We start from the raw sequence: 19,618 nt of genomic DNA, 5'->3' as shown, positions 1-19,618 counted from the left end.
TTGACGCAACCCCCGGTTTACGGCGTAACGTCGGCTTCGTGACAGTACGAGTGGAGCGCAACGGTCCCGTCTACACCGTGATCCTGCACCGCCCCGGAGCCCGCAACGCGGTGGATGGACCCACCGCGAAAGCCCTGGCCGACGCCTTCCGCGACTTCGACGCCGACCCCACCGCCGCGGTCGCCGTGCTGTGGGGCGACGGCGGCACCTTCTGCGCCGGCGCCGACCTCAAGGCGCTGGGCACCGAACGCTCCAACCAGGTCACCGAGGACGGCGACGGGCCCATGGGCCCCACCCGCATGAAACTGTCCAAGCCGGTCATCGCCGCGGTCTCCGGCTACGCGGTCGCGGGCGGCATCGAGCTGGCGCTGTGGTGCGATCTGCGAATCGCGGAGCAGGACAGCACCTTCGGCGTCTTCTGCCGCCGCTGGGGCGTGCCGCTCATCGACGGCGGCACGGTACGGCTGCCGCGCGTCATCGGCGAGGGCCGCGCCATGGATCTGATCCTCACCGGCCGCGCGGTCGGGGCCACCGAGGCGCTGCAGATCGGCCTGGTGAACCGGGTGGTGCCGAACGGCGAATCCCGGCGCGCCGCCGAGGAACTCGCACTCGAGCTGGCGGCGCTGCCGCAGACCTGCCTGCGCTCGGACCGGATGTCGGTGCTGGAGCAGGACGGACTCGAGGAGCCGGCGGCGATCTCCAACGAACTGCGGCACGGCATGAAGGCGCTGATGGACGGCGCGCTCGACGGCGCCCAGCGTTTCGCCGCCGGCGCGGGGCGGCACGGCGACAGCGCGTAGTCAGCGCAGCCGAAGCGCGGAGAGGCGCCGACGGAGCGGACCGCGCGAGCGGCGGGGCGACAGCCCGACTCGGCACGGCGTGCCCGCCTCGCGGAAGCCCCGTATACGCCCGGCAGCGCACTGCCGGACCGATCGGTACGCTAACCGTTCGATGAATCGGCTGAGCGTGCTGGACGAGATCTTCCTGCGGTCACATCGGGGTCTGGGCACCCCGATCGTCCTGCAGGGACTCTGGCGTACCGCCGAACCCGTGCACCCGGCCCTGCTGTGGCGGGTGCACCGCGATCTGCGCACCGGGCCGCTGGGCCGGCGCGTGGTCCGCTCCCGGGTGCCCGGGGCGCGGCCGCGCTGGCAGCCCAACGAATCCGCCTACCCGTTCACCATGACCAGCGAGCCGATCCCGGTCGCCGCGATCCTGGAGTGGGCCGACCGGCAGGGCGAGGACCTGAACCCGGAGACCGGGCCCGGCTGGCGGCTCTCGGCGGCGCGGCTCGACGACGGCGGCTGCCTGGTCGCGCTGACCTGCTCGCACGCCCTGGCCGACGGGCGGGCACTGACCCTGGCCATCGACAACGCGCTGTCGGGCATTCCGCTCGCGGCTCCCGTTGCGGGGCATTCGGATTGGGCCGACGCGCGCGGCATGTGGGCGACCGTGCTGGGCGGAACCGCTCGCGCGCTGCGCCGCGGCATCCCGGCGCGACCGGTCCCGAACGCCGACCGCAACACGGTATCGGGCGGCAGGAAATCCGGTGACCGACCGGCCACCCGCGCGACCGTACTGCAGATTCCGGCCCGCGACTGGAATCGCGTCGCCGTCGCACACGCGGGGACGGCCAACAGCCTGTTCGTGTACGTGATCGCGAAAATGCTGTGGGCCGGCGGATTCCAGCCCGACACCATCGCGGCGAGCCTTCCCGTCGACACCCGCGACGAACCGCGCGTGGACAACGACATGTCCATGACCGAGATCGCCATCACCCGCGACGACACCCCGGCGTCCTTGCGGCAGCAGGCCCGCCGGGCCTACGAGCACCGCATGACCAGCCCCGGCGGCATTCCCGAGGAACTGCTCCAGGTCATCCCCGACCGCTGGGCGTACCGGCTGGCCAAGGGCGCGGGCGAGCGGGACATCCTGTGCTCCAATATCGGCAATCTGCCCGAATCGCTGCTGGCGCTGGGGCCGCATGCCTGCACCGGGGTGGCGGCGCGCGCCATCCACCCCGGGTTACGGCTCGACGCCCTGCCCCGCACCCGGCTGTCCGGGTATCTGACCCGGATCGCCGACACCTACACGCTGTCGCTGGTGAGCCTGGACCCCGACGCCGTCCCCACGGCCGCGGCGCTCACGGCGCTGGCCGACTCGGAACTGTCCGCGCTCGGCCTGCCGTACACCCGGTGGTGACGCCGCTCAGGTGAGCGCCGGAATCCGGACCCCTTGCCAGGCCAGGCGTTTGGTGCGGTCCGGGTCGAATTCGACCCGGCTCGGTGCGTCGATGATGAGGGTGGCGCGCTGGTCCTCGGTGTAGGCGGGCCAGGCCGGGAGCGGGGCGCCGGTGCGGGCGAAGGACAGCCAATTGTCCTGGAACTGCTTGGACACCGACCGGAATCCGCTGTGCCCGCCCAGTGCGGTCATGGCCCGCCCGATGCCCGTGTCGACCGCGCCGAACACGGGGATCAAATCGAGGGCGTGGGTCGCGCCGAACCCGCTCACCTGGACTGCGCGCGGGGCGAAGTCGTAGCGGTAGGCGTAGGTCGGCGCGAACCGGCTGTGCGCCTCCATGACCCGGACCGAGGGCCGCCAGAAGGTGAAGTCGCCGCCCATCCGGACGGCGGCCTTCTTGCCCGGGAAGCCGGGATAGGCGGCGGCGACCCGGGATTCGACGGCCGCGCCATAGTCGGACAGTGCGTCGTGCAGGCGTTCCTCCGAGGTCGGCATGGTCCGGCCGAGTTTGGTGAAGATGGGGCCCTCACCGTCGGCCTCGAGGGCCTGGTCGACGTGGCGCAGCAGCCAGCGCATGCGGTCGGGGGTGGTGGGCAGGGTGTCGTCGAGACGCACGAACAGGGTGGCCTCGTCGCGGTTGGTGCCGAGGATCAGCGGCACCCGGTGCGCGGTGCCGTTGGCGAACGCGGCGACCGGTGCGGCGGGCAGGAATTCGCCGTCCACCACCGGGGCGACCGGGAACAGGCCCGGCTGCTCGTGCATGACCCGGGCCAGCGCGCGGTCGACGCCCTTGCGGATGGCATTGGCCCCGGCGGTGCTCAGGGCCTTGGCGGCGTCGGCGGGGTCGATGCCGAGTTCGTCGAGGCAGCGGCGGGCGAAGAGGCGGGCCTCGGCCTGGCTCGGCGCCCAGTCGGCGGGCGCGCTCTGCGCGATGCCGCGATGGAACAGCCCGGCCGCGGCGGGGGTCGCCATGAGCGACAGCACCGCGTGCGCGCCCGCGGATTCGCCGAAGATGGTGACATTGCCGGGGTCACCGCCGAAGGCCGCGATATTGCGCTGCACCCATTCCAGGGCCGCGACCTGGTCCCGCAGACCCAGATTGGAGTCGAATTGCCGGTCGGGCGTGGAGTATTCACCGAAATCGACGTACCCGAACGCGCCCAGCCGGTAGTTGACCGACACGACGATGACATCGCCGCGGACGGCCAGCCGCGCGCCGGAATACAGTCGCAGCGCGGAGGTTCCGATCATGTAGCCGCCGCCGTGGATGAACACCATCACCGGGCGCGGTGTGCCCGACGGCGAGTTCGGCGCCGCCACATTCAGCGTGAGGCAGTCCTCCCCCGTCGCCTGTGCTTGCCGCGGCCCGATCCGCGCACCGTCACGGTGTTGCATTGCGGCGTAGCCGAAGTCGGTCGCGTCCCGCACCCCGGTCCAGGGCCGCACCGGCTGCGGCGCCCGAAAGCGCAAGTCGCCGACCGCCGGCGCGGCGAAGGGAATGGACCGCCAGCGTGAGACGCGGCGGCCCCGGATTCCGCGAACCACACCGTCCGCGGTCGTGATATCTGTGGTTGCCACCATTTGAAAAGCGTAGACCCAACGCTTGGGCGCTCCCAGGGCTACGCGTCGGGACCCCCACATTTGGCGACTCCCGCCACCCCCGAGGCGCGCGGCGCCCCCCTCCGGGGGCCGCGGCTCCAGCCACTGCGGGACGGAGACTCCGCTTGTCCACGGTGGACGGCTACCGCAACTCCGTGACGGAGGATCCCGCCTCGTGTCCGAGGGCGGACGACACCGGCCGGTTCACGAGGCCGGGACACGCCTTGCAGGCGGCGCGCGGCGAGGTCACACGGGTCGGTCCGGGACCGGGCGCGGGTCCAGGACCGCTCTCGAGCTGGTCCCGGAGGCGCGGGACTCCGCTACTGGAGGTAGCCCTCGACCTGGCGGGCGGAGTTGGGCTGGGCCTCGTCGGGGTTGCGGCCCTGGTCGAGGCGGGCGCGGCGCTGGCGGAGCAGGTCCCAGCACTGGTCGAGCTGGACCTCGATCTCGGCGAGCTGGCGGCGTTCGGCCTCCGGGTCGAGTTCGCCGCCGGTGGTCTGGGCGCGCAACTCGTGCTCACGATCCACGAGTTCCTTGATGCGAGCGTGGATGTCCTTTTCGGTCATGCGGTCCACTGTACGACCCGGGCCAGCGCGTTTCCGGCCAACCGGACCGCGCCGGGCAGGTCCGCCGCGGGCAGGGCGGCGTATCCGAGGGCTATGCCGAACGTGTGCCGGGGCCCGACGTGGTGGCGGGCCAGGCCGTCGAGGTAGACGCCGTGCGCACGGGACGCGGCGATCGCGCGATCCTCCTGCTCCGCGCTCGCGAGGGGGACGTAGACGTGCGAACCCGCGTCGTCGCCGCGCACCTCCAGACCGTGGCGGCGCAGTTCCTCCAGGACGAGCGCGCGGCGGGCGGGCATGTCGCGGCGCAGGCGGCGCAGATGCCGGGCGAGGTCTCCCGCGCGGGCGAGTTCGGCCACCACCTGCTGTCCGGCGGGCGAGGGGCTGGTGCCGGTGAGTTCGCGGTGGGCGAGCACGGCCTCGGTGACGGCGGGATCAGCCACCAGCCAGCCGGTTCCGAGCGTCGGGGTGAGGATCTTGCTGGTGGTGCCGAGGTGTACGACCACGTCCGGGGCGAGGGTGGCCAGCAGGGGCAGCGGCGCGGTGTCGTACCGCAATTCGCCGTCGTAGTCGTCCTCGATCACCAGGGCTCCGGTGCGGCGCGCGAATTCGATGAGCTGTACCCGCCGGGCCGCGGGCATGCGCGCGCCGAGCGGAAACTGGTGCGCTGGAGTGCAATACACCATGCGCGCGTGCTCGGGGAGCAGCTCGACGCGCAGCCCGCCGGCGTCGACCGGCACCGGCACCAGGCGCGCGCCCGCCGCCCGGAACGCGCCGCCCGCCCGCTGATACCCCGGATCCTCGATCGCCACCACATCGCCGGGCCGCAGCAGCGCGGCCGCGAGTTCGCCTGCCGCCGCGCTGGTTCCGGCGGTGGCGAGCACGGTCGCCCCGCTGCCCGCACCCAATCCTCGATGCCGCAGCAGGTGCTCCACCACGGCTTCGCGATACGCGGCCTCCCCCCGCCGATCCCGCCGGATCACCGGCGTCCGATCCGACGCGGTCCGCCACGCGCGACGCCACGCCGCGGCATCGATGGCCTCGATCGACGGCGCTCCCGCCCCCAGATCCAGCAGCCCGGCCAGCGGATCGACCCGCTGCGGCCCATCGGCCTGCGCGTCCACCCGCGGCGGCGTGGCCGTCAGATACGTCCCCGACCCGTGCCGGCCGTCCAGCCACCCCTCCGCGTGCAACTGGTCATAGGCGGCGGTCACCACCGTCCGGCTCACCCCCAACCGAGCAGCCAACTCCCGCGAGGACGGCAGCCGATCACCCCCGCGCAGCGCCCCGCTGGTCGCGGCCCGCCGCAGCCCATCGGCCACCTGCACGGCCAGCGGCTCCCGTCCCTCCCGCTCGATGGCGAACGGCAGATCATCGTCAACCAGGCGATTCCCCCGCAAGTGGCCTCCTGATATCTCGGCGAACAGTAGATATCAGGATGCCACTCGACACCTCAGGACCTGCGAGCCGACGGCGTAGAGAACGAACACCGCACCGGCGCTGGTGATCGCGTAGATCGTCATGTGCCGGACGCAGTCGTAGAGGCTCACGCCCGCGATCGGATCGGTGCGGGCGTAGAGGGCCGCGACCGCCGCGACCACGACCAGCGCGGCCAGGAGCCGGCCACGCCGGGGATCCGGGTCGACGGGCCGCGCCCCGCGGTACCAGGCGATCACATACCCCGCGAGCAGCAGCATGCCACCGACGGACGAGACGTACCCGATCACGTTGTACACCCGATGCGGCCCGATCACCGCCGCCCGCAACACTTCCCAATGCCGTACCGCGATACCGCCGGTGTGGGTGAACTCGTCCCACGCCAGGTGTGTCATCGCGCCGACCATCAGGGCCGCGACCGCCGCCACCGCCCCCGGCCGACTCCCGCCGATCGCCTTGCCGAGCATCCCCTGCACCGCGCCGCGTAGTCCCCAGCCGACCGCGACCAGGATCGTCCCCAGCAGTGCGTCCACCGGCAGCCCCCACGGCACATGCGTCACCGAACCGTCCACACCCGTCCACAGGTAGTAGGGCAGGTCCGGCGCGATGCTCCCGGCGATCAGCCCGGGAAACCACAAGACCCGCCGCAAGGGCAACACGGCCGCCGGATGCGCCAGCGTGAACGGCACGAACCCCCCAAGTGGTCTGTGGATCTTCCGAAGAATTGGCTATTCAACAATGCCAATTCCCGGCCGAAACTGGTCATATGAGTGAGACAGCGACGACCCGGACCTCATTGTCACCCACCCCGCGCAGCAGCCTCACCCGGTCCAAGGAGCGGGGCAGTACCGACCGCGCCGACCTGGACGCCATTCTCGACACGGGCCTGCTCTGCCACCTCGGTGTTCTGCTGCACGGCGCCCCGGTGGTCATCCCCACCATCTACGGCCGCGACGGCGGCACCCTCTATCTGCACGGCTCCACCGGCGCCGGCAACCTGCGCGCCGCCATGACCGGCGACGTCTCCCTGACCGTCACCCACGTCGACGGCATCGTCTACGCCCGCTCCGCCATGCACTTCTCCATGAACTACCGATCGGCCGTAATCCACGCCCGGCCAACCGAACTCACCGACCCGGAAGAACGCATGCACGCCCTCCGCGTCATCGTCGACCAGGCCGCCCCCGGCGCGTGGGACTCGGTGCGCTCCCCTGACAAGAAGGAGATGGCCGCGACCCTGGTCCTGGCCGTCGACCTCACCGAGGCCTCGGTCAAGATCCGCACCGGCGGCCCCCGCGACACCCCCGAGGACATCGCCGCCGGCGGCGTCTGGGCAGGCGTCCTCCCCCTCCGCGAGGTCTTCGACGCCCCGATTCCCGCCGCCGATCTAGAAGCGGGAGTGGAGATTCCGGCGCATGTACTGGACCGCTGCACCGAGACGGCGGCGGTCTAGCCCCGCTACTTCAGCAGGCGGGACATGCGGCGGTCGGCGAGGATCTTGCCGGAGGTCTGGCAGGTGGGGCAGTACTGGAAGGACTTGTCGGCGTAGGAGACTTCGCGGACGGTGTCGCCGCAGACCGGGCAGGGGAGGCCGGTGCGGGCGTGGACCTGGAAGCCGGAGCGTTTCTCGCCCTTGAGGCGGGCGGCGTCCTGGCCTACCGAGCGCAGGATCGCGTCGGAGAGGGTGGCGCGCATGGCGGAGTAGAGGGCGGTCAGCTGCCGGGGGTTGAGGGTGCCGGAGTTGGCGAAGGGGGAGATCTTTGCGGTGTGCAGGATTTCGTCGGAGTAGGCGTTGCCGATGCCCGCCATGAGGGTTTGATCGGTGAGGGCGTTCTTGACCCGCTGGGAGGTGCCGCCGAGGATCTCGGCGAATTCTGGTTCGCTCACCGCGAGGGCATCCGGTCCCAGGCGGGCAATGCCGGGCACCGAGAGCGGGTCGGCCGTAATCCACACGGCGAGCCGTTTCTTGGTGCCCGCCTCGGTGAGATCGAAGGCGGGGGTGGCCCCTTCGGGGGTGAAGAAGTGCACGCGCAGGGCGAGCGGACCTTTGCCGGGCTTGGGTGGACTGGCTCCCGGTTCGTCGATCCACCGCAGCCAGCCGCCCCGGGACAGGTGCGTGATCAACCACAGCCCGTCGCAATCCATTCCGAGGTGTTTGCCCCAGTGCCCCACCCCGGTGACATCGCGCCCCGGCAGCGCCGTCACCGGCGGATCGAAGGTCTTGAGCACGCTCAGCGCGGCCACGTCCACCCGGCCGACCACCGCCCCCACCGCATGCTCGGCCAGAAACTGCTCGAGCGCCACTATCTCCGGTAGTTCGGGCAACGGATCTCCTCCAATCCCCGAGGCATCCATCCGGGCCTGCCGACCCGGATGATCGCCTCCCACCCTAGCCGTCCCCGCCGACACCCCCGGGATTCAGCGCGGCCAGCGGTTCGCCCTCAATCGCGGAACTGCTGCCGCAGCAGGTAGCGCTGGACCTTGCCGCTCGGGGTCTTGGGGAGTTCGGGGGACGTAGTGGATGCGGCGGGGGTAGACGTGGGCGGCCAGTTTCCGTTTGACCAGGTGCTGGAGGTCGGTGGTGAGGGTGTCGTCGGGGTCGATTCCGGGGGTGACGACCGCGACCGCGATGAGCACCTCGCCGCGCAGTTCGGCGGGGACACCGATGACCGCGGCCTCGGAGATCGAATCATGCTCGGTGAGAACGCTTTCCACCTCGAACGGGCCGATGCGGTAGCCCGCCATCAGGATGACGTCGTCGTCACGCGAAGCGAACGTGAGGTAGCCGTCGGCGTCGCGGGAGGCGACGTCGCCGGTGAGGTACCACCGGCCGTCGGCGGTGAACCGGGCGGCGCCGGCCTCGGGGGCGTCGCGGTACTCACGGAACAGCAGCAGTGGACTGGAGGTCGCGATGGCCACCCGGCCGGGCCGCCCGACCGGCGCCGGATCGTCGGAGTCCAGGCCGAGGATCTCGACGGTATAGCCGGGCATGGTGTGACCCATGGACCCGATCTTGATGTCGGCCACGCTCCGCCAGTAAGAGTCGACAGCCGCGCGCCGGATCCGTCAGAGGGAGCGGCGCAGGAGGTAGATGTCCATGATCCAGCCCTTGGCCTCCCGGAGCGCCGCGCGGCGGCGGGTGATGCGGGATTCGACGACCCGCAGCGGGCCTTCGATGACGACCTCGTCGGGCATGCCGAGGTAGGCGCCCCACCAGATGTAGATGTCGTCGCCGGGCAGCTGGGTGAACGAGCATTCGCCGTCGAGCATGACCAGGGTGGATTGACCGTCGGCCAGCCCCTCGTCCCGAAGTCGGCGGCCGGTGGTGATGTGGAGGGGTTCGCCGATCTCGTGCAGGACGGTGCGGTGGGCCGCGGCGAGGGCCTGCACGCTGGTGATGCCTGGAATGACCTCGTAGTCGAATTGGACGCGGCCGCGATCGAGGACGCGTTCGACGATGCGCAGCGTGCTGTCGTAGAGAGACGGGTCGCCCCAGACGAGAATGCCGCCGACACCCTCGGTTCCGGCGAAGGCCCGTTCCAGGAGTTCGGCGCGCGCCTCGTGCCAGTCGGCGACCACGCCCTGGTAGGCGGCGTCGGCGCCACGCGCGGGCACGCTGCGATCGCGCGGCGGGTCGGTGACCTCCACGACCGTGTGCCGATGCTGGACGTGTTCGGCCAGGATCGCCGCCCGCACGTCCGTGAGCTCCTGTTTCTCGGCTCCCTTGCCGATCAGGAAGAACACGTCCACCTGGCGCATCGCCTTGATGGCCTGCACCGTCACCTGGTCCGGGTCCCCCGCCCCGATTCCGATCACAAACAACTTTCGCACGGTGCGTAAGCTTGCCAGGCGTGGAGAGCGCCCGAGATACCCAGTACGAGGACCTGCTCCGACTGGTGCTGGAGTCCGGCACCCCGAAGGCGGATCGCACCGGCACCGGCACCCGCAGCATCTTCGGACATCAGCTGCGCTACGACCTGTCGCAGGGCTTTCCGCTGATCACCACCAAGAAGGTGCATCTCAAGTCGATCGTCTACGAGTTGCTGTGGTTCCTGCGCGGTGACTCGAATGTGAGCTGGCTGCGCGAGCACGGCGTCACCATCTGGGACGAATGGGCCGACAAGCAGGGCGAATTGGGCCCGGTCTACGGCGTGCAGTGGCGGTCGTGGCCGAGCCCGGACGGCACCCACATCGATCAGATCTCGCAGGTGCTGCAGACCCTGCGCACCGACCCGGACTCGCGCCGCATCATCGTGTCGGCCTGGAACGTGGCCGAGCTGGACAAGATGGCCCTGGCCCCCTGCCACGCCTTCTTCCAGTTCTACGTGGCCGACGGCAAGCTGTCGTGCCAGCTGTATCAGCGCAGCGCGGACCTGTTCCTGGGCGTGCCGTTCAATATCGCGAGCTACGCGCTGCTGACCCTGATGGTGGCGCAGCAGACCGAACTGCAGCCCGGCGAGTTCATCTGGACCGGTGGCGACGTCCACATCTACGACAATCACGTGGAGCAGGTGCGCGAGCAGCTGACCCGCGAGCCGTACCCGTTCCCGAAACTGCACCTGCGTCCCGCCCCCTCGCTGTTCGACTACGAATACGAGGACGTGGAAATCGAAGGCTACCAGCATCATCCGGCCATCAAGGCGCCGGTGGCGGTGTGAGCAGAACCGTCGGCCTGATCTGGGCGCAGACGACGCGGGGAATCATTGGGCGGGACAATACGATTCCGTGGCGGGTGCCCGAGGACATGGCGCATTTCAAGGATGTCACCTTCGGCCATCCGGTGGTGATGGGCCGCAAGACCTGGGATTCGCTGCCCGCGCGTTTCCGTCCGCTGGACGGCCGCCGCAATATCGTCGTGACCCGGCAGCCGGAATGGGCGGTGGACGGCGCGGAGCGCGCGGGTTCGCTGGCCGAGGCGCTGGAGATGACCGGCGACAAGTCGGTGTGGGTCATGGGTGGTGGTGAGATCTACCGCGCGGCAATGCCTTTCGCGACCGAGTTGATGGTCACCGAGATCGACGCGGAGATCGACGGCGATACTGTCGCGCCGGCGATCGACCGGCAGTGGCGGGCCGAGGCGGCCGATTGGCGTGAGTCGTCGACGGGTCTGCGCTATCGATTCCGTCGTTATACCCGCCCGCGCGGATAACGGTCGGATTCCTCGTCCGGCAATTCCCGCACACACCGCGTCGAAACCGCCGAGCGCCCCGGGTGTGTCCGGCATACTCAGCGATACCCCGGCGAAAGGCAGTCCATGGACAAGAAGTCGCTGACCGCGGTTGCTCGCCAGCAGCTGAAGCTGGCCGCCACGGCCTCGAGCGGGCGTAGTTCGTCGACCATCTACGGCGGCCACGCGCATTCGCTGCGGCAGACGGTGATCGCGTTGACGGCCGGACAAACGCTGGCCGAGCACGAGAATCCGGGCGAGGCGACGCTCATGGTGATCAGCGGGGTGCTGGTGCTGATCAGCGGCGCCAACGAGTGGAAGGGCTCGGCGGGTGATCTAATCGTCATTCCGAACGCCCGTCACAGTGTGAAAGCCATCGATGACGTGGCGTTTCTTCTGACCGTCGCCAAGTAGCCGCCCGAGCCGAAATGCCGTGCGGGCCGTACCGGGAAGGCGGGCGGCCGGTGGTAGGGCCTAGGGTGGTTGCCATGGGTGAGCCACAGCCGATCCTCGACCCGCTCACGCCGGCAGCCATCTTCCTCGTCGTGACCATCGACGAGGGTGGCGAGGCGGTGACGCGGGATTTGCTCGCAGATCTGCCCGGGTTGCGGCGTTCCGTCGGTTTCCGGGTGCCCGGATCCGGCCTCGCGTGCATCACCAGCATCGGGTCCGCCGCCTGGGACCGCCTGTTCGCGGGGCCGAAACCCGCACAGCTGCACGAGTTTCCGGGCTACCCGGGCGAGCAGCACCAGGCTCCGGCCACGCCGGGCGACCTGCTGTTCCACATCAAGGCCGAAACCCAGGACGCCTGTTTCGAATTGGCGATGAAGATCGCCGAGCGGCTGACCGGGGCGGGCACCATCGTGGATCAGACGGTGGGCTTCCGTTATTTCGAGCAGCGCGATCTGCTCGGCTTCGTGGACGGCACCGAGAACCCGGAGGGCGGGCTGGCCGTCACCGCCGCGCTGGTGGGGGACGAGGATCCCGAATTCGCCGGTGGCAGTTACGTGACCGTGCAGAAGTACCTGCACGACCTGGATTCGTGGAAGGCGCTCTCGACCACCGAGCAGGAAAAGGTCATCGGGCGAACCAAACTCGACGACTACGAGCTCGACGCGGCCGAACAGCCCGCGAATTCCCATGTGGCCGTGAACGACCAGGACGTCAGCGGCAATATCGTGCGCGCCAACATGCCGTTCGGCTCGGTCCAGGACGGCGAGTTCGGCACCTACTACATCGCCTACGCCGATGATCCGGCCGTCACCGAGACCATGCTGACCCGCATGTTCCTGGGCAGCCCGGACGCCGCCTACGACCGCATCCTGGATTTCTCCACCGCCGTCACCGGTACCTCGTTCTTCACCCCGCCCGCCGAGTTCTTCGACGCGCTGCCCGACGCGCCCGCCCCGGCGGTGGTCGCGGCCGCGCCGGAATCCGATGGCGCGGGCCGCGGAAACGGATCGCTGGGAATCGGGACGCTGCGAAATCGTTGAGTAGCTACGAAATCGTCGAACCGGCAAGGAGCTGACGTATGAACAACCTGCATCGCGAACTGGCGCCGATCACCTCGGAGGCATGGAAGGCCATCGAGGAGGAGGCGACGCGAACCTTCAAGCGGCACATCGCGGGTCGCCGCGTGGTCGATCTGTCGGGACCGCACGGTGTCGACTACTCCGCGGTCGGCACCGGCCGCACCACGGCGATCGAATCCCCGGGCGATGGGGTGCAGGCGCGGCAGCGCGCGGTGGTGCCGCTGGTCGAATTGCGGGTGCCGTTCACCCTCTCGCGCACCGAGCTCGACAATGTGGAACGCGGAGCCCAGGACGCCGACCTGGACCCGGTGAAGGCGGCCGCCAAGAAGATCGCGTTCGCGGAGGACCGCGCGATCTTCGAGGGCTATCCGGCGGCGGAGATCCAGGGCATCCGGGCCGCCACCTCGTGCGAGCCGGTGAAGCTGCCCGGTGACGCGCGCCTGGCGCCCGAAGCGGTCGCGCAGGCCCTGAGCAAGCTGCGGCTGGCCGGTGTGGACGGCCCGTATTCGGTGCTGTTGTCGGCAGACCTGTACACCGCGGTCAGCGAGACCTCCGATCACGGTCACCCGATCCGCACGCACATCGAGCGGCTCATCGACGGCGAGATCATCTGGGCGCCGGCCATCGACGGCGCGTTCGTACTGTCCACGCGCGGTGGCGATTTCGATCTGCAGCTGGGCCAGGACCTGTCGATCGGCTATCTGTCCCACGACGCGGAGACGGTGCAGCTGTACTTCCAGGAGAGCCTGACGTTCCTGGTGTACACGGCCGAGGCGGCGGTCGCGCTCGAAGCGTGATCAGGTGATGCGGAAGCGGTTTCGATACTCCGTCGGCGTCGTGTCCAGCGTGCGCCGGAAGGCCCGGGTGAGGGTGTCGGTGGTGTTGAAACCGCTCAGCGTCGCCACCCGTTCCAGGGTGTGATCGGTCGTCTCGAGCTGATTGCGCGCGAATTCCACGCGCGCGGACTCGATGTAGGCGGCCGGGGTGGTGCCGAGGTCGGTCTTGAAGATGCGGGTCAGCTGCCGTTCGCTGACATGCGCCTCGGCGGCGAGGCCGGCGACGGTGAGCTGGTCGCCGATGTGGCGGGTGATGTAGTGCCGCAGGTCGTCGATGCGCCGCGTGGTCGAGATGGGTTCGAGTGACACGCTGAACTGGCTCTGTCCGCTGGGCCTTTTCAGGAACATGACCAGCTGCCGGGCCACCCGCAGTGCGAGGGCGTCGCCGAAGTCGTCGGCGACCAGGGCGAGCGCCAGGTCGAGGCACGCGGTGAGTCCCGCTCCGGTCCAGACGTTCTCGTCGCGGATGAAGATCGGGTCGGCGTCGACCTCGATGGCCGGGTGCTCGGCGGCGAGCTGGGTAGCGGTGGACCAGTGCGTGGTGGCGCGTCTGCCGTTCAGGAGTCCGGCATCGGCGAGAATGTGCGCGCCCACGCACACCGAGGCGACCCGCCGGGTCTGTCCGGCGAGTCTGCGCACCCACTCGACCACGGCCGGTTCGCTGAGCGCCCGCACCCGGCCGTCCGCGTCCACGTCGACCGCGCCGGGCACGACCAGGGTGTCGATGCCGCGGTCACCGATCTCGGCGAAGGTGATGTCGGGCAACACCCGCACGCCCGCCGAGGTGGTCACCGGGTCGAGGGTCTCCGCGGCGAGCGCGACGCGATATCCGGTCTCCCCGTTCATCTCTCGCCGCAGCAGCGCGAAGACCTCGGGCGGTCCGGTCACGTCGAGCAGGTCGACGCGGTCGAACAGCACGATGACCACGAATCGTTCGATGGCGCCCATGGTCCTCCGTCCGCCTCCGGCAATGTCCGGATTTGCAGGTTACATGACATTTCCGACACGCCCGCGGGCTCATAGCGTGGACGACGTCCCCCGCACCAGGCGGCGCGGACGACGACACGACCGGAGGAAATCCCATGTCCGCCCAGACCCTGCGCGACCTCAGCGGCTTCGATCAGACCCCCGCCACCCTGGCCGACGCCACCCTGATCCTGGTGGACTACCAGAACACCTATACCCGCGGCGTGATGGAGCTGACCGGCTGGGAGCCCGCCCTCGACGCCGCCGCCGATCTGCTGGCCCGAGCCCGCGCCGCCGGCGCGGCGGTCATCCACATCGTGAACGACGGCGGCCCGGGCACGCCCTACGACATCACCGACGAGATCGGCCGCATCCATCCCCGGGTGGCCCCGATCGACGGCGAACCCGTTGTGGTGAAGACGGTTCCGAACGCCTTCGTCGGCACGGACCTGGCCGCGCACGTGGACGCGGCGGGCCACGAGAACGTCGTGATCGCCGGTTTCATGACCCACATGTGCGTCACCTTCACCACCGAGGGCGCTTTCCTGCGCGGCAATCGCCCGACGGTCGTGGCCGACGCGTCCGCCGCCCGTCCCCTGCGGTCGGCCGCCGGTGAGGTCGGCGCCGCCCAGTTGCACGAGAGCGCGCTGGCCACCATCGCCGACCTCTACGGTGTCGTGGTCGCCTCCGGCTCCGAGCTGAGCTGACCGCTCAGACGAGCGCTTCCCGCCACGGTTTGACACGCCAGGCGCTGACCACGCCGTGCAGCACGAAGGGATCGCCCTCGGCGAACCGGCGGGCGGACTCCTCGGTGGTGAAAATGGCCATGGCGCCGTCGCTCTCGGCGTTCGAGAAGGGCCCGATCATGAGGAGTTCGCCGCGGTCGGCGAATTCGCGCCAGCGGGCACTGTGCGCCTCGAACCAGGTTGGCGCCGTGGTGGCGAAGTCGGGGGCCGAGTCGTAGAAGAGGACGAACTTCATGAGCGCTCCTCGGAGGGCTGGCGGGGCATCGCGCGGCTGGTGTGAAGGTAGCGCGTCCCGGCGTGCCCGTCGCCGTTGATCAGGCCGTACACGGTGTGGCGGCCGCGGATCGGGTGGGCGGCGATGAGCGCGTCGGGCCGCAGGTGCAGCACTTCGATGCGGTCGGGGACCGCGACCAAGGCGGCCTCCGTGGTGAGGGGTTTGGTGGAGAGCCAGGCGCGTCCGTCGGGGTCCACGTCGATGGCGTGCTCGTACATGGCGGAGCGGTAGCGGCCGCTGACGCGGGCGGCGTCGACCGGTTCGGGGTGGGCCGGGGGCACCGGGCGGGCGGGCAGCCGGATGCCCGCGTGCTCCCACAGCAGGTCCTCGACCAGGTCCCGGTAGAGCGCGAACGCGCTCCCGCCATTGGCCAGCAAGGCGATCGCGACGCCGGAGGCGGGCGCGACGCGCAGGAAGGCGTTCTGGCCGAGGGTGCTGCCGTCGTGCCCGAACAGCCCGGTCGCGGCGTCGAACAGCTGCCAGCCCAGTCCCCAGTGGGTGCCGTAGCCGATATCGGGCACCTCGATGTGCGGCCGGGTCATCTCCCGGACCACGGATTCCGGGAGCACGGCGGTTCCGTCCGGGGCGCGCCCGCCGGACAGGTGCAGCCGGGCGAATCCCAGCAGGTCGCGCGCGGACATGGCCAGCCGCGCTCCGGCCGGGGCATTGGAGGCCGGGAGCGCCCACACCGGCGCGGGCAGCGGACCGGTCCCGGGCTCGAATCCGGTGTGCCCGACCGCGGCCCGGAACAGGATGGCCTCGTCGGCGTCGGCGGCCACCCGGGTCAGTCCGAGCGGCGTCACCAGCCGTTCTCGCAGCAGCGTGTCGAAGGGCTTGCCGCGCAACACTTCCAGGATGCGGCCGAGCAGCACGTACCCGCTGTTGCAGTAGGAGAACATGGCGCCGGGCCGGTGCACCTGCCCGGCGTCGGCGATGGCGGGCACGAAGTTGGCGACCGCGTCCGCGCCACGCCCGGTGTCGAGGAACAGGTCGCCGTCGATGCCGGAGGTGTGGCCGAGCAGCTGCCGGACGGTGATGGCGGCGGCCGCGGCCGCGTCGCGCACCCGGAATTCGGGCAGGTAGCGGCGTACCGGGGCGTCGAGGTCGAGCAGGCCCTCGGCGACGGCCTGCATGATCAGGGTCGCGGTCCACGGCTTGGTGATCGAGCCGATCTGGAACACCGAATCGGTGGTCGCCGCAACGCCGGTCGCGGTGTTGAGGACCCCGGCGGCCGCGTCGGTGATCCGGCCGCCGGACAGGACCGCGACCTGCGCACCGGGTACCCCGTACTCCTCGATCAGGTCGCCCAACCGGCGTTCGAGATCGACGGCTGGCACCATGGGTCGCTCCTTCGGGTAATGCTGACCCACACCGCCGGAGGCGGTAGGAGTGGGCACCGTAGGTTAGGTCGGCGACAGCGCCGGTGTCGAGATCGCCGGGCACCCGGGACCGGGGACGGGTACGGTGACGCGCAGTCGGTTGCGGGAGGCGATGAGCGATGGTGCGGGCGGGCGTGGTGCCGGGACGCCGGATTGCCGCTTACGCGGTGGCGGGCGTGTTCCTGGTCGCGGTGGTCTGCGCCGGCACGATCGGCGTCTTCGGGCCGAATCGGGTGTTCACGGGGTTGTTCTTCGGGGCGGCCGCCGCGGTGGGACTGTTGATCCTGCTGTTCGGGCGGGACGGGGTGGAGCTGACCGAGGCGGCGATCGTGCGCCGGACGCCGTGGGGCACGTCCACGGTGGCGTGGGATCGGGTGGTGGCGGCGCGGTTCGCGCTCGACGAACACGGCCGCTGGACGCTGGCGCTGGACCTGACCGACGGCGACGAGCCGCATCGGGAGCTGGTGCTGCTGTCCATCCCGCCGGTGCACCGCCCGGTGGCCGGCGCCTACGACCAGCGCAAGCGCGAGCAGATCACCGAGATCCGAACCATGTTGCGGCAGCGCCGGATTCCGGTGACCATCCTGCCGGAGATCGCCGAGGCGTTGCAGGAGTACTGGAAGATCGCCCCGCCCACGCGGTGATCCCCGGCGGGCCCGCATCGGTACCCGGTTAGGGTGGGTGCCGTGATTCGTACCGCGGCACTGGCGCACATCCGGGACCGCCGCATGCTGCAGACCCGGTCCGACGGCAAGACCGTCTTCTACATGGCGGGCGGCAAGATCGATCCGGGCGAGACCCCGGAGACGGCCCTGCACAGGGAGATTCGCGAGGAGCTCGGGGTCGGCACGGCCAGGGTGAGCGAGCTGGGCGTGTTCGAGGCCGAGGCGTACGGGCACGCGCCCGGCACCCGCCTGCACATGACCTGCTTCCTGGGCGAGCTCACCGAGGAGCCGCGGCCCTCGGGCGAGATCGCCGAACTGCGCTGGTTCACCCTCGCCGAGTACGCCGCCATGGACGAGGTCGCTCCCGGTTCGCTGCTGGTCTTCCAGCACCTGCACGCGCTCGGCCTGATCGACTGATCCCGGGAACCGGTATGACGTGACCGGAGACGTCGACCCGTTCGTCCGGCCCGCGCCGGGACCGTCAGCTGTTCTGATCGTCCCCGGTGCCGTCGGACAATGCGCGCGAGTCGTCGGGCGGCACGTTGTCGGCGGTCCCCGTGTAGGGCCGGTTCGGGATGCGGGTGGCCGCGGCCAGGCCCACCAGCAGGAACAACGCGGCGGCCAGCAGGGTGGTGCGGGTGGAGTCGGTGAAGGCCCGGCTCAGCGCGTCCGCGATGGCCGCGCCGCCCCCGTGCTCGCGCACCCCGGGAATGGCGCCACCCGCGGATTCCCGGGTGGCGGTGGCGAGGGTGTCGGCGACGTTCGGCGGCAGATCCTTGACCGCCGAGAGGCGGCTCGGCAGATCGTGCGCCAGGGCCGCGGACAGCAACGCACCGACGACCGCGGTACCGAAGGCCGAACCGACCTGCCGCACCGTGCTCTGGGTCGCCGAGCCCTGACCCGAATTGCGCGGCGGCACATCGGCGAGCACGGTCCCGGTCAACTGGGCGGAGGCCATCCCGAGCCCGATGCCGTACCCGATCAGCAGCACGGCCAGCCACCAGCCGGAGATGTGCGGGGTGACGAACAGCGCGGCCAGGGCCACCGCGACGACCTCGAAGGCGAGGCCCAGCTGCACCACCCGCACCGGCCCGTAGCGCCGCACCAGCCCTTCGGCGATCCCCGCGGCCAGGAACGCCCCGACGGCCATGGCGGCCAGGACGTAGCCCGCGCCGAGGGTGGACAGCCCGAGCACGTTCACCATGAACAGCGGCAGCACGAACAGCAGGCCGAATTCGCCCAGCGCCACCAGGAACGCGGTGATATTGCCCCACCGGAAGCTGGGTATCCGGAACAGCGCGGGATCCAGCAGCGCGGAGCGTCCGATCAGATGGCGATGCTGTTCCCACTTCACGAACAGGTACAGCGCCAGCACACCCAGCACCAGCAGCACCGGGATCGGTGAGATGGGTGCGCTGACCGGCCATTTCCATCCGGCGATCGGGAACTCCCGCAGCGGTTTCCACCAGCCGTAGGTCTGGCCCTCGATGAGCGCGAACACCAGCAGCGCGAAACCCATTGCGCTGAGCAGGAATCCGTCCACGTCCAGGCCGGGCGCGTTCTTGCCGGTGCGGGTCTCGGGCACGAACAGCACCAGCCCGATCAGCACCACGATGCCCAGCGGGATGTTCACCAGGAAGATCCAGGGCCAGGTGAAGTAGGTGGTGAGCCAACCGCCGAGCAGCGGCCCGATGGCGGCGACACCGGAGATGACCGAGCCCCACACCGCGAAGGCGATGGCACGGTCGCGGCCGCGGAACAGCGCGTTCACGGTGGCCAGCGTGCCGGGCATGACGCCCGCCGCGCCGATGCCCTGGATGACGCGTCCGAGGATGAGGGGTCCCGCGCTGTGCGCCCGCGCGGCGAGCAGGCTGCCGAGCAGGAAGACGATGACGCCGGCGGCGAACATGGTGCGCCGCCCGAGCCGGTCGCCGAGCCGGCCGCTGGTGATCAGCAGCGCGGCCAGGACCACCGCGTAGATGCTGTTGATCCATTGCGCCTGAGTGAAATTCAGACCGAGCTCGTCGATGAGGACCGGCAGTGAGACCGAGACGATGGTGCCGTCGAGCACCACCATGCCCAGGCCCAGCGCCAAGACGCCGAGGGTGATCCACTTCTTGCGCCCCAGATCGGGCCGAATTTCCGTCATCCGTCGCTCCCGCCGCTGAACAGTTGTCCGTGGACGCCGATGTTTCAGTTAGCCATCTATGCGC

At 70.4% G+C, this 19,618-nt stretch carries 21 protein-coding genes and 1 pseudogene; 11 read left to right on the top strand and 11 right to left on the bottom strand.

Annotated elements, in window-relative coordinates:
* The first annotated feature begins 38 nt into the window (after positions 1-38).
* Both ACFYTS_RS09070 and ACFYTS_RS09065 read left to right on the top strand, forming a co-directional pair.
* On the top strand, positions 39-800 hold the full coding sequence (locus ACFYTS_RS09070; RefSeq protein WP_357280735.1) for a crotonase/enoyl-CoA hydratase family protein: 762 nt from the start codon (positions 39-41) through the stop codon (positions 798-800).
* Positions 801-951: 151 nt separating this feature from the next.
* Positions 952-2,202, top strand: a complete 1,251-nt coding sequence (locus ACFYTS_RS09065; RefSeq protein ID WP_357280737.1) for a hypothetical protein — start codon at positions 952-954, stop codon at positions 2,200-2,202.
* Positions 2,203-2,208: 6 nt separating this feature from the next.
* Here the strand turns inward: ACFYTS_RS09065 and ACFYTS_RS09060 are convergent, their stop codons facing one another.
* From ACFYTS_RS09060 to ACFYTS_RS09045, 4 genes are all read right to left on the bottom strand, one after another.
* Positions 2,209-3,822, bottom strand: a complete 1,614-nt coding sequence (locus ACFYTS_RS09060; RefSeq protein WP_357280740.1) for a carboxylesterase/lipase family protein — start codon at positions 3,820-3,822, stop codon at positions 2,209-2,211.
* A gap of 338 nt (positions 3,823-4,160) precedes the next feature.
* Complete coding sequence (locus tag ACFYTS_RS09055) at positions 4,161-4,406, bottom strand: DUF2630 family protein (RefSeq protein ID WP_357280742.1); 246 nt, start codon at positions 4,404-4,406, stop codon at positions 4,161-4,163.
* The gene (locus ACFYTS_RS09050) at positions 4,403-5,803 is read right to left on the bottom strand and encodes a PLP-dependent aminotransferase family protein (protein WP_387302409.1); all 1,401 of its coding nucleotides are present in this window, start codon (positions 5,801-5,803) and stop codon (positions 4,403-4,405) included. Before ACFYTS_RS09050 ends, ACFYTS_RS09055 begins: the two co-directional genes overlap by 4 nt.
* A 33-nt stretch (positions 5,804-5,836) precedes the next feature.
* Positions 5,837-6,529 carry a DUF4184 family protein gene (locus ACFYTS_RS09045; protein WP_387302407.1) on the bottom strand — a complete coding sequence of 231 codons (693 nt, stop codon included), beginning with the start codon at positions 6,527-6,529 and terminating at the stop codon, positions 5,837-5,839.
* Positions 6,530-6,606: 77 nt separating this feature from the next.
* On the opposite strand from ACFYTS_RS09045, the gene ACFYTS_RS09040 reads away from it, so the two are divergent.
* The gene (locus ACFYTS_RS09040) at positions 6,607-7,293 is read left to right on the top strand and encodes a pyridoxamine 5'-phosphate oxidase family protein (protein ID WP_387302405.1); all 687 of its coding nucleotides are present in this window, start codon (positions 6,607-6,609) and stop codon (positions 7,291-7,293) included.
* Between the two features lie 5 nt (positions 7,294-7,298).
* Here the strand turns inward: ACFYTS_RS09040 and ACFYTS_RS09035 are convergent, their stop codons facing one another.
* The 3 genes and pseudogenes from ACFYTS_RS09035 to cobF form a co-directional block, all read right to left on the bottom strand.
* Complete coding sequence (locus ACFYTS_RS09035; protein ID WP_387302403.1) at positions 7,299-8,165, bottom strand: Fpg/Nei family DNA glycosylase; 867 nt, start codon at positions 8,163-8,165, stop codon at positions 7,299-7,301.
* 116 nt (positions 8,166-8,281) lie between these two features.
* A pseudogene (locus ACFYTS_RS09030) lies at positions 8,282-8,861 on the bottom strand (AMP-dependent synthetase); the annotation flags it as partial.
* Between the two features lie 45 nt (positions 8,862-8,906).
* Positions 8,907-9,671 (bottom strand): precorrin-6A synthase (deacetylating), encoded by a 765-nt coding sequence (gene cobF, locus ACFYTS_RS09025; protein ID WP_387302401.1) that lies wholly within the window; start codon positions 9,669-9,671, stop codon positions 8,907-8,909.
* A 20-nt stretch (positions 9,672-9,691) separates the two neighbouring features.
* On the opposite strand from cobF, the gene ACFYTS_RS09020 reads away from it, so the two are divergent.
* The 5 genes from ACFYTS_RS09020 to ACFYTS_RS09000 all read left to right on the top strand — a co-directional run bounded on the left by ACFYTS_RS09020 (position 9,692) and on the right by ACFYTS_RS09000 (position 13,336).
* A complete protein-coding gene (locus ACFYTS_RS09020; protein WP_357280759.1) occupies positions 9,692-10,498 on the top strand; it encodes a thymidylate synthase in 807 nt (268 codons plus the stop codon).
* On the top strand, positions 10,495-10,989 hold the full coding sequence (locus tag ACFYTS_RS09015) for a dihydrofolate reductase (RefSeq protein ID WP_387302399.1): 495 nt from the start codon (positions 10,495-10,497) through the stop codon (positions 10,987-10,989). Before ACFYTS_RS09020 ends, ACFYTS_RS09015 begins: the two co-directional genes overlap by 4 nt.
* Positions 10,990-11,094: 105 nt before the next feature.
* Complete coding sequence (locus tag ACFYTS_RS09010) at positions 11,095-11,421, top strand: cupin domain-containing protein (RefSeq protein WP_357091284.1); 327 nt, start codon at positions 11,095-11,097, stop codon at positions 11,419-11,421.
* 74 nt (positions 11,422-11,495) lie between these two features.
* Entirely contained in the window at positions 11,496-12,500 is a 1,005-nt protein-coding gene (locus ACFYTS_RS09005) for a Dyp-type peroxidase (protein ID WP_387302396.1), read from the top strand.
* Positions 12,501-12,538: 38 nt separating this feature from the next.
* On the top strand, positions 12,539-13,336 hold the full coding sequence (locus ACFYTS_RS09000) for a family 1 encapsulin nanocompartment shell protein (protein ID WP_357280767.1): 798 nt from the start codon (positions 12,539-12,541) through the stop codon (positions 13,334-13,336).
* Here the strand turns inward: ACFYTS_RS09000 and ACFYTS_RS08995 are convergent, their stop codons facing one another.
* Positions 13,337-14,323, bottom strand: coding sequence for a GlxA family transcriptional regulator (locus ACFYTS_RS08995; protein ID WP_387302394.1), 987 nt, complete (start codon positions 14,321-14,323; stop codon positions 13,337-13,339). It lies immediately after the preceding gene.
* Positions 14,324-14,457: 134 nt separating this feature from the next.
* Here ACFYTS_RS08995 and ACFYTS_RS08990 point away from each other — a divergent pair, with 134 nt between their 5' ends.
* Positions 14,458-15,048, top strand: coding sequence for an isochorismatase family protein (locus ACFYTS_RS08990; RefSeq protein WP_387302392.1), 591 nt, complete (start codon positions 14,458-14,460; stop codon positions 15,046-15,048).
* 4 nt (positions 15,049-15,052) lie between these two features.
* Here ACFYTS_RS08990 and ACFYTS_RS08985 read toward each other — a convergent pair whose 3' ends face one another.
* Together ACFYTS_RS08985 and ACFYTS_RS08980 are read right to left on the bottom strand one after the other, a co-directional pair.
* Complete coding sequence (locus tag ACFYTS_RS08985; protein ID WP_357280775.1) at positions 15,053-15,322, bottom strand: YciI family protein; 270 nt, start codon at positions 15,320-15,322, stop codon at positions 15,053-15,055.
* A complete protein-coding gene (locus ACFYTS_RS08980; RefSeq protein WP_387302389.1) occupies positions 15,319-16,701 on the bottom strand; it encodes a serine hydrolase domain-containing protein in 1,383 nt (460 codons plus the stop codon). Before ACFYTS_RS08980 ends, ACFYTS_RS08985 begins: the two co-directional genes overlap by 4 nt.
* Positions 16,702-16,859: 158 nt before the next feature.
* Between ACFYTS_RS08980 and ACFYTS_RS08975 the strand changes: the two genes are divergently transcribed.
* Together ACFYTS_RS08975 and ACFYTS_RS08970 are read left to right on the top strand one after the other, a co-directional pair.
* Positions 16,860-17,384: a hypothetical protein gene (locus tag ACFYTS_RS08975; RefSeq protein WP_357280781.1), complete on the top strand. Its 525-nt coding sequence runs from the start codon at positions 16,860-16,862 to the stop codon at positions 17,382-17,384.
* 42 nt (positions 17,385-17,426) lie between these two features.
* Positions 17,427-17,822, top strand: coding sequence for an NUDIX domain-containing protein (locus ACFYTS_RS08970; RefSeq protein ID WP_387302387.1), 396 nt, complete (start codon positions 17,427-17,429; stop codon positions 17,820-17,822).
* A 64-nt stretch (positions 17,823-17,886) separates the two neighbouring features.
* Here the strand turns inward: ACFYTS_RS08970 and ACFYTS_RS08965 are convergent, their stop codons facing one another.
* The gene (locus ACFYTS_RS08965) at positions 17,887-19,554 is read right to left on the bottom strand and encodes an MFS transporter (protein WP_357280786.1); all 1,668 of its coding nucleotides are present in this window, start codon (positions 19,552-19,554) and stop codon (positions 17,887-17,889) included.
* Positions 19,555-19,618: the final 64 nt, after the last annotated feature.

The organism is Nocardia sp. NPDC004151, assembly GCF_042874235.1.
Classification (GTDB): domain Bacteria; phylum Actinomycetota; class Actinomycetes; order Mycobacteriales; family Mycobacteriaceae; genus Nocardia.
The sequence above is the reverse complement of the archived record's forward strand: the minus strand, read 5'-3'. Positions and strand labels throughout refer to the sequence as shown.

Coding starts and splice junctions, on each gene's coding strand:
- ACFYTS_RS08995 (WP_387302394.1), bottom strand. CDS start 14,323: ATGGGCGCCATCGAACGATTCGTGGTCATCGTGCTGTTCGACCGCGTC.
- ACFYTS_RS08975 (WP_357280781.1), top strand. CDS start 16,860: ATGGTGCGGGCGGGCGTGGTGCCGGGACGCCGGATTGCCGCTTACGCG.
- ACFYTS_RS08965 (WP_357280786.1), bottom strand. CDS start 19,554: ATGACGGAAATTCGGCCCGATCTGGGGCGCAAGAAGTGGATCACCCTC.
- ACFYTS_RS09000 (WP_357280767.1), top strand. CDS start 12,539: ATGAACAACCTGCATCGCGAACTGGCGCCGATCACCTCGGAGGCATGG.
- ACFYTS_RS09055 (WP_357280742.1), bottom strand. CDS start 4,406: ATGACCGAAAAGGACATCCACGCTCGCATCAAGGAACTCGTGGATCGT.
- ACFYTS_RS09065 (WP_357280737.1), top strand. CDS start 952: ATGAATCGGCTGAGCGTGCTGGACGAGATCTTCCTGCGGTCACATCGG.
- ACFYTS_RS09060 (WP_357280740.1), bottom strand. CDS start 3,822: ATGGTGGCAACCACAGATATCACGACCGCGGACGGTGTGGTTCGCGGA.
- ACFYTS_RS08985 (WP_357280775.1), bottom strand. CDS start 15,322: ATGAAGTTCGTCCTCTTCTACGACTCGGCCCCCGACTTCGCCACCACG.
- ACFYTS_RS09040 (WP_387302405.1), top strand. CDS start 6,607: ATGAGTGAGACAGCGACGACCCGGACCTCATTGTCACCCACCCCGCGC.
- ACFYTS_RS09010 (WP_357091284.1), top strand. CDS start 11,095: ATGGACAAGAAGTCGCTGACCGCGGTTGCTCGCCAGCAGCTGAAGCTG.
- ACFYTS_RS08990 (WP_387302392.1), top strand. CDS start 14,458: ATGTCCGCCCAGACCCTGCGCGACCTCAGCGGCTTCGATCAGACCCCC.
- ACFYTS_RS09005 (WP_387302396.1), top strand. CDS start 11,496: ATGGGTGAGCCACAGCCGATCCTCGACCCGCTCACGCCGGCAGCCATC.
- ACFYTS_RS08980 (WP_387302389.1), bottom strand. CDS start 16,701: ATGGTGCCAGCCGTCGATCTCGAACGCCGGTTGGGCGACCTGATCGAG.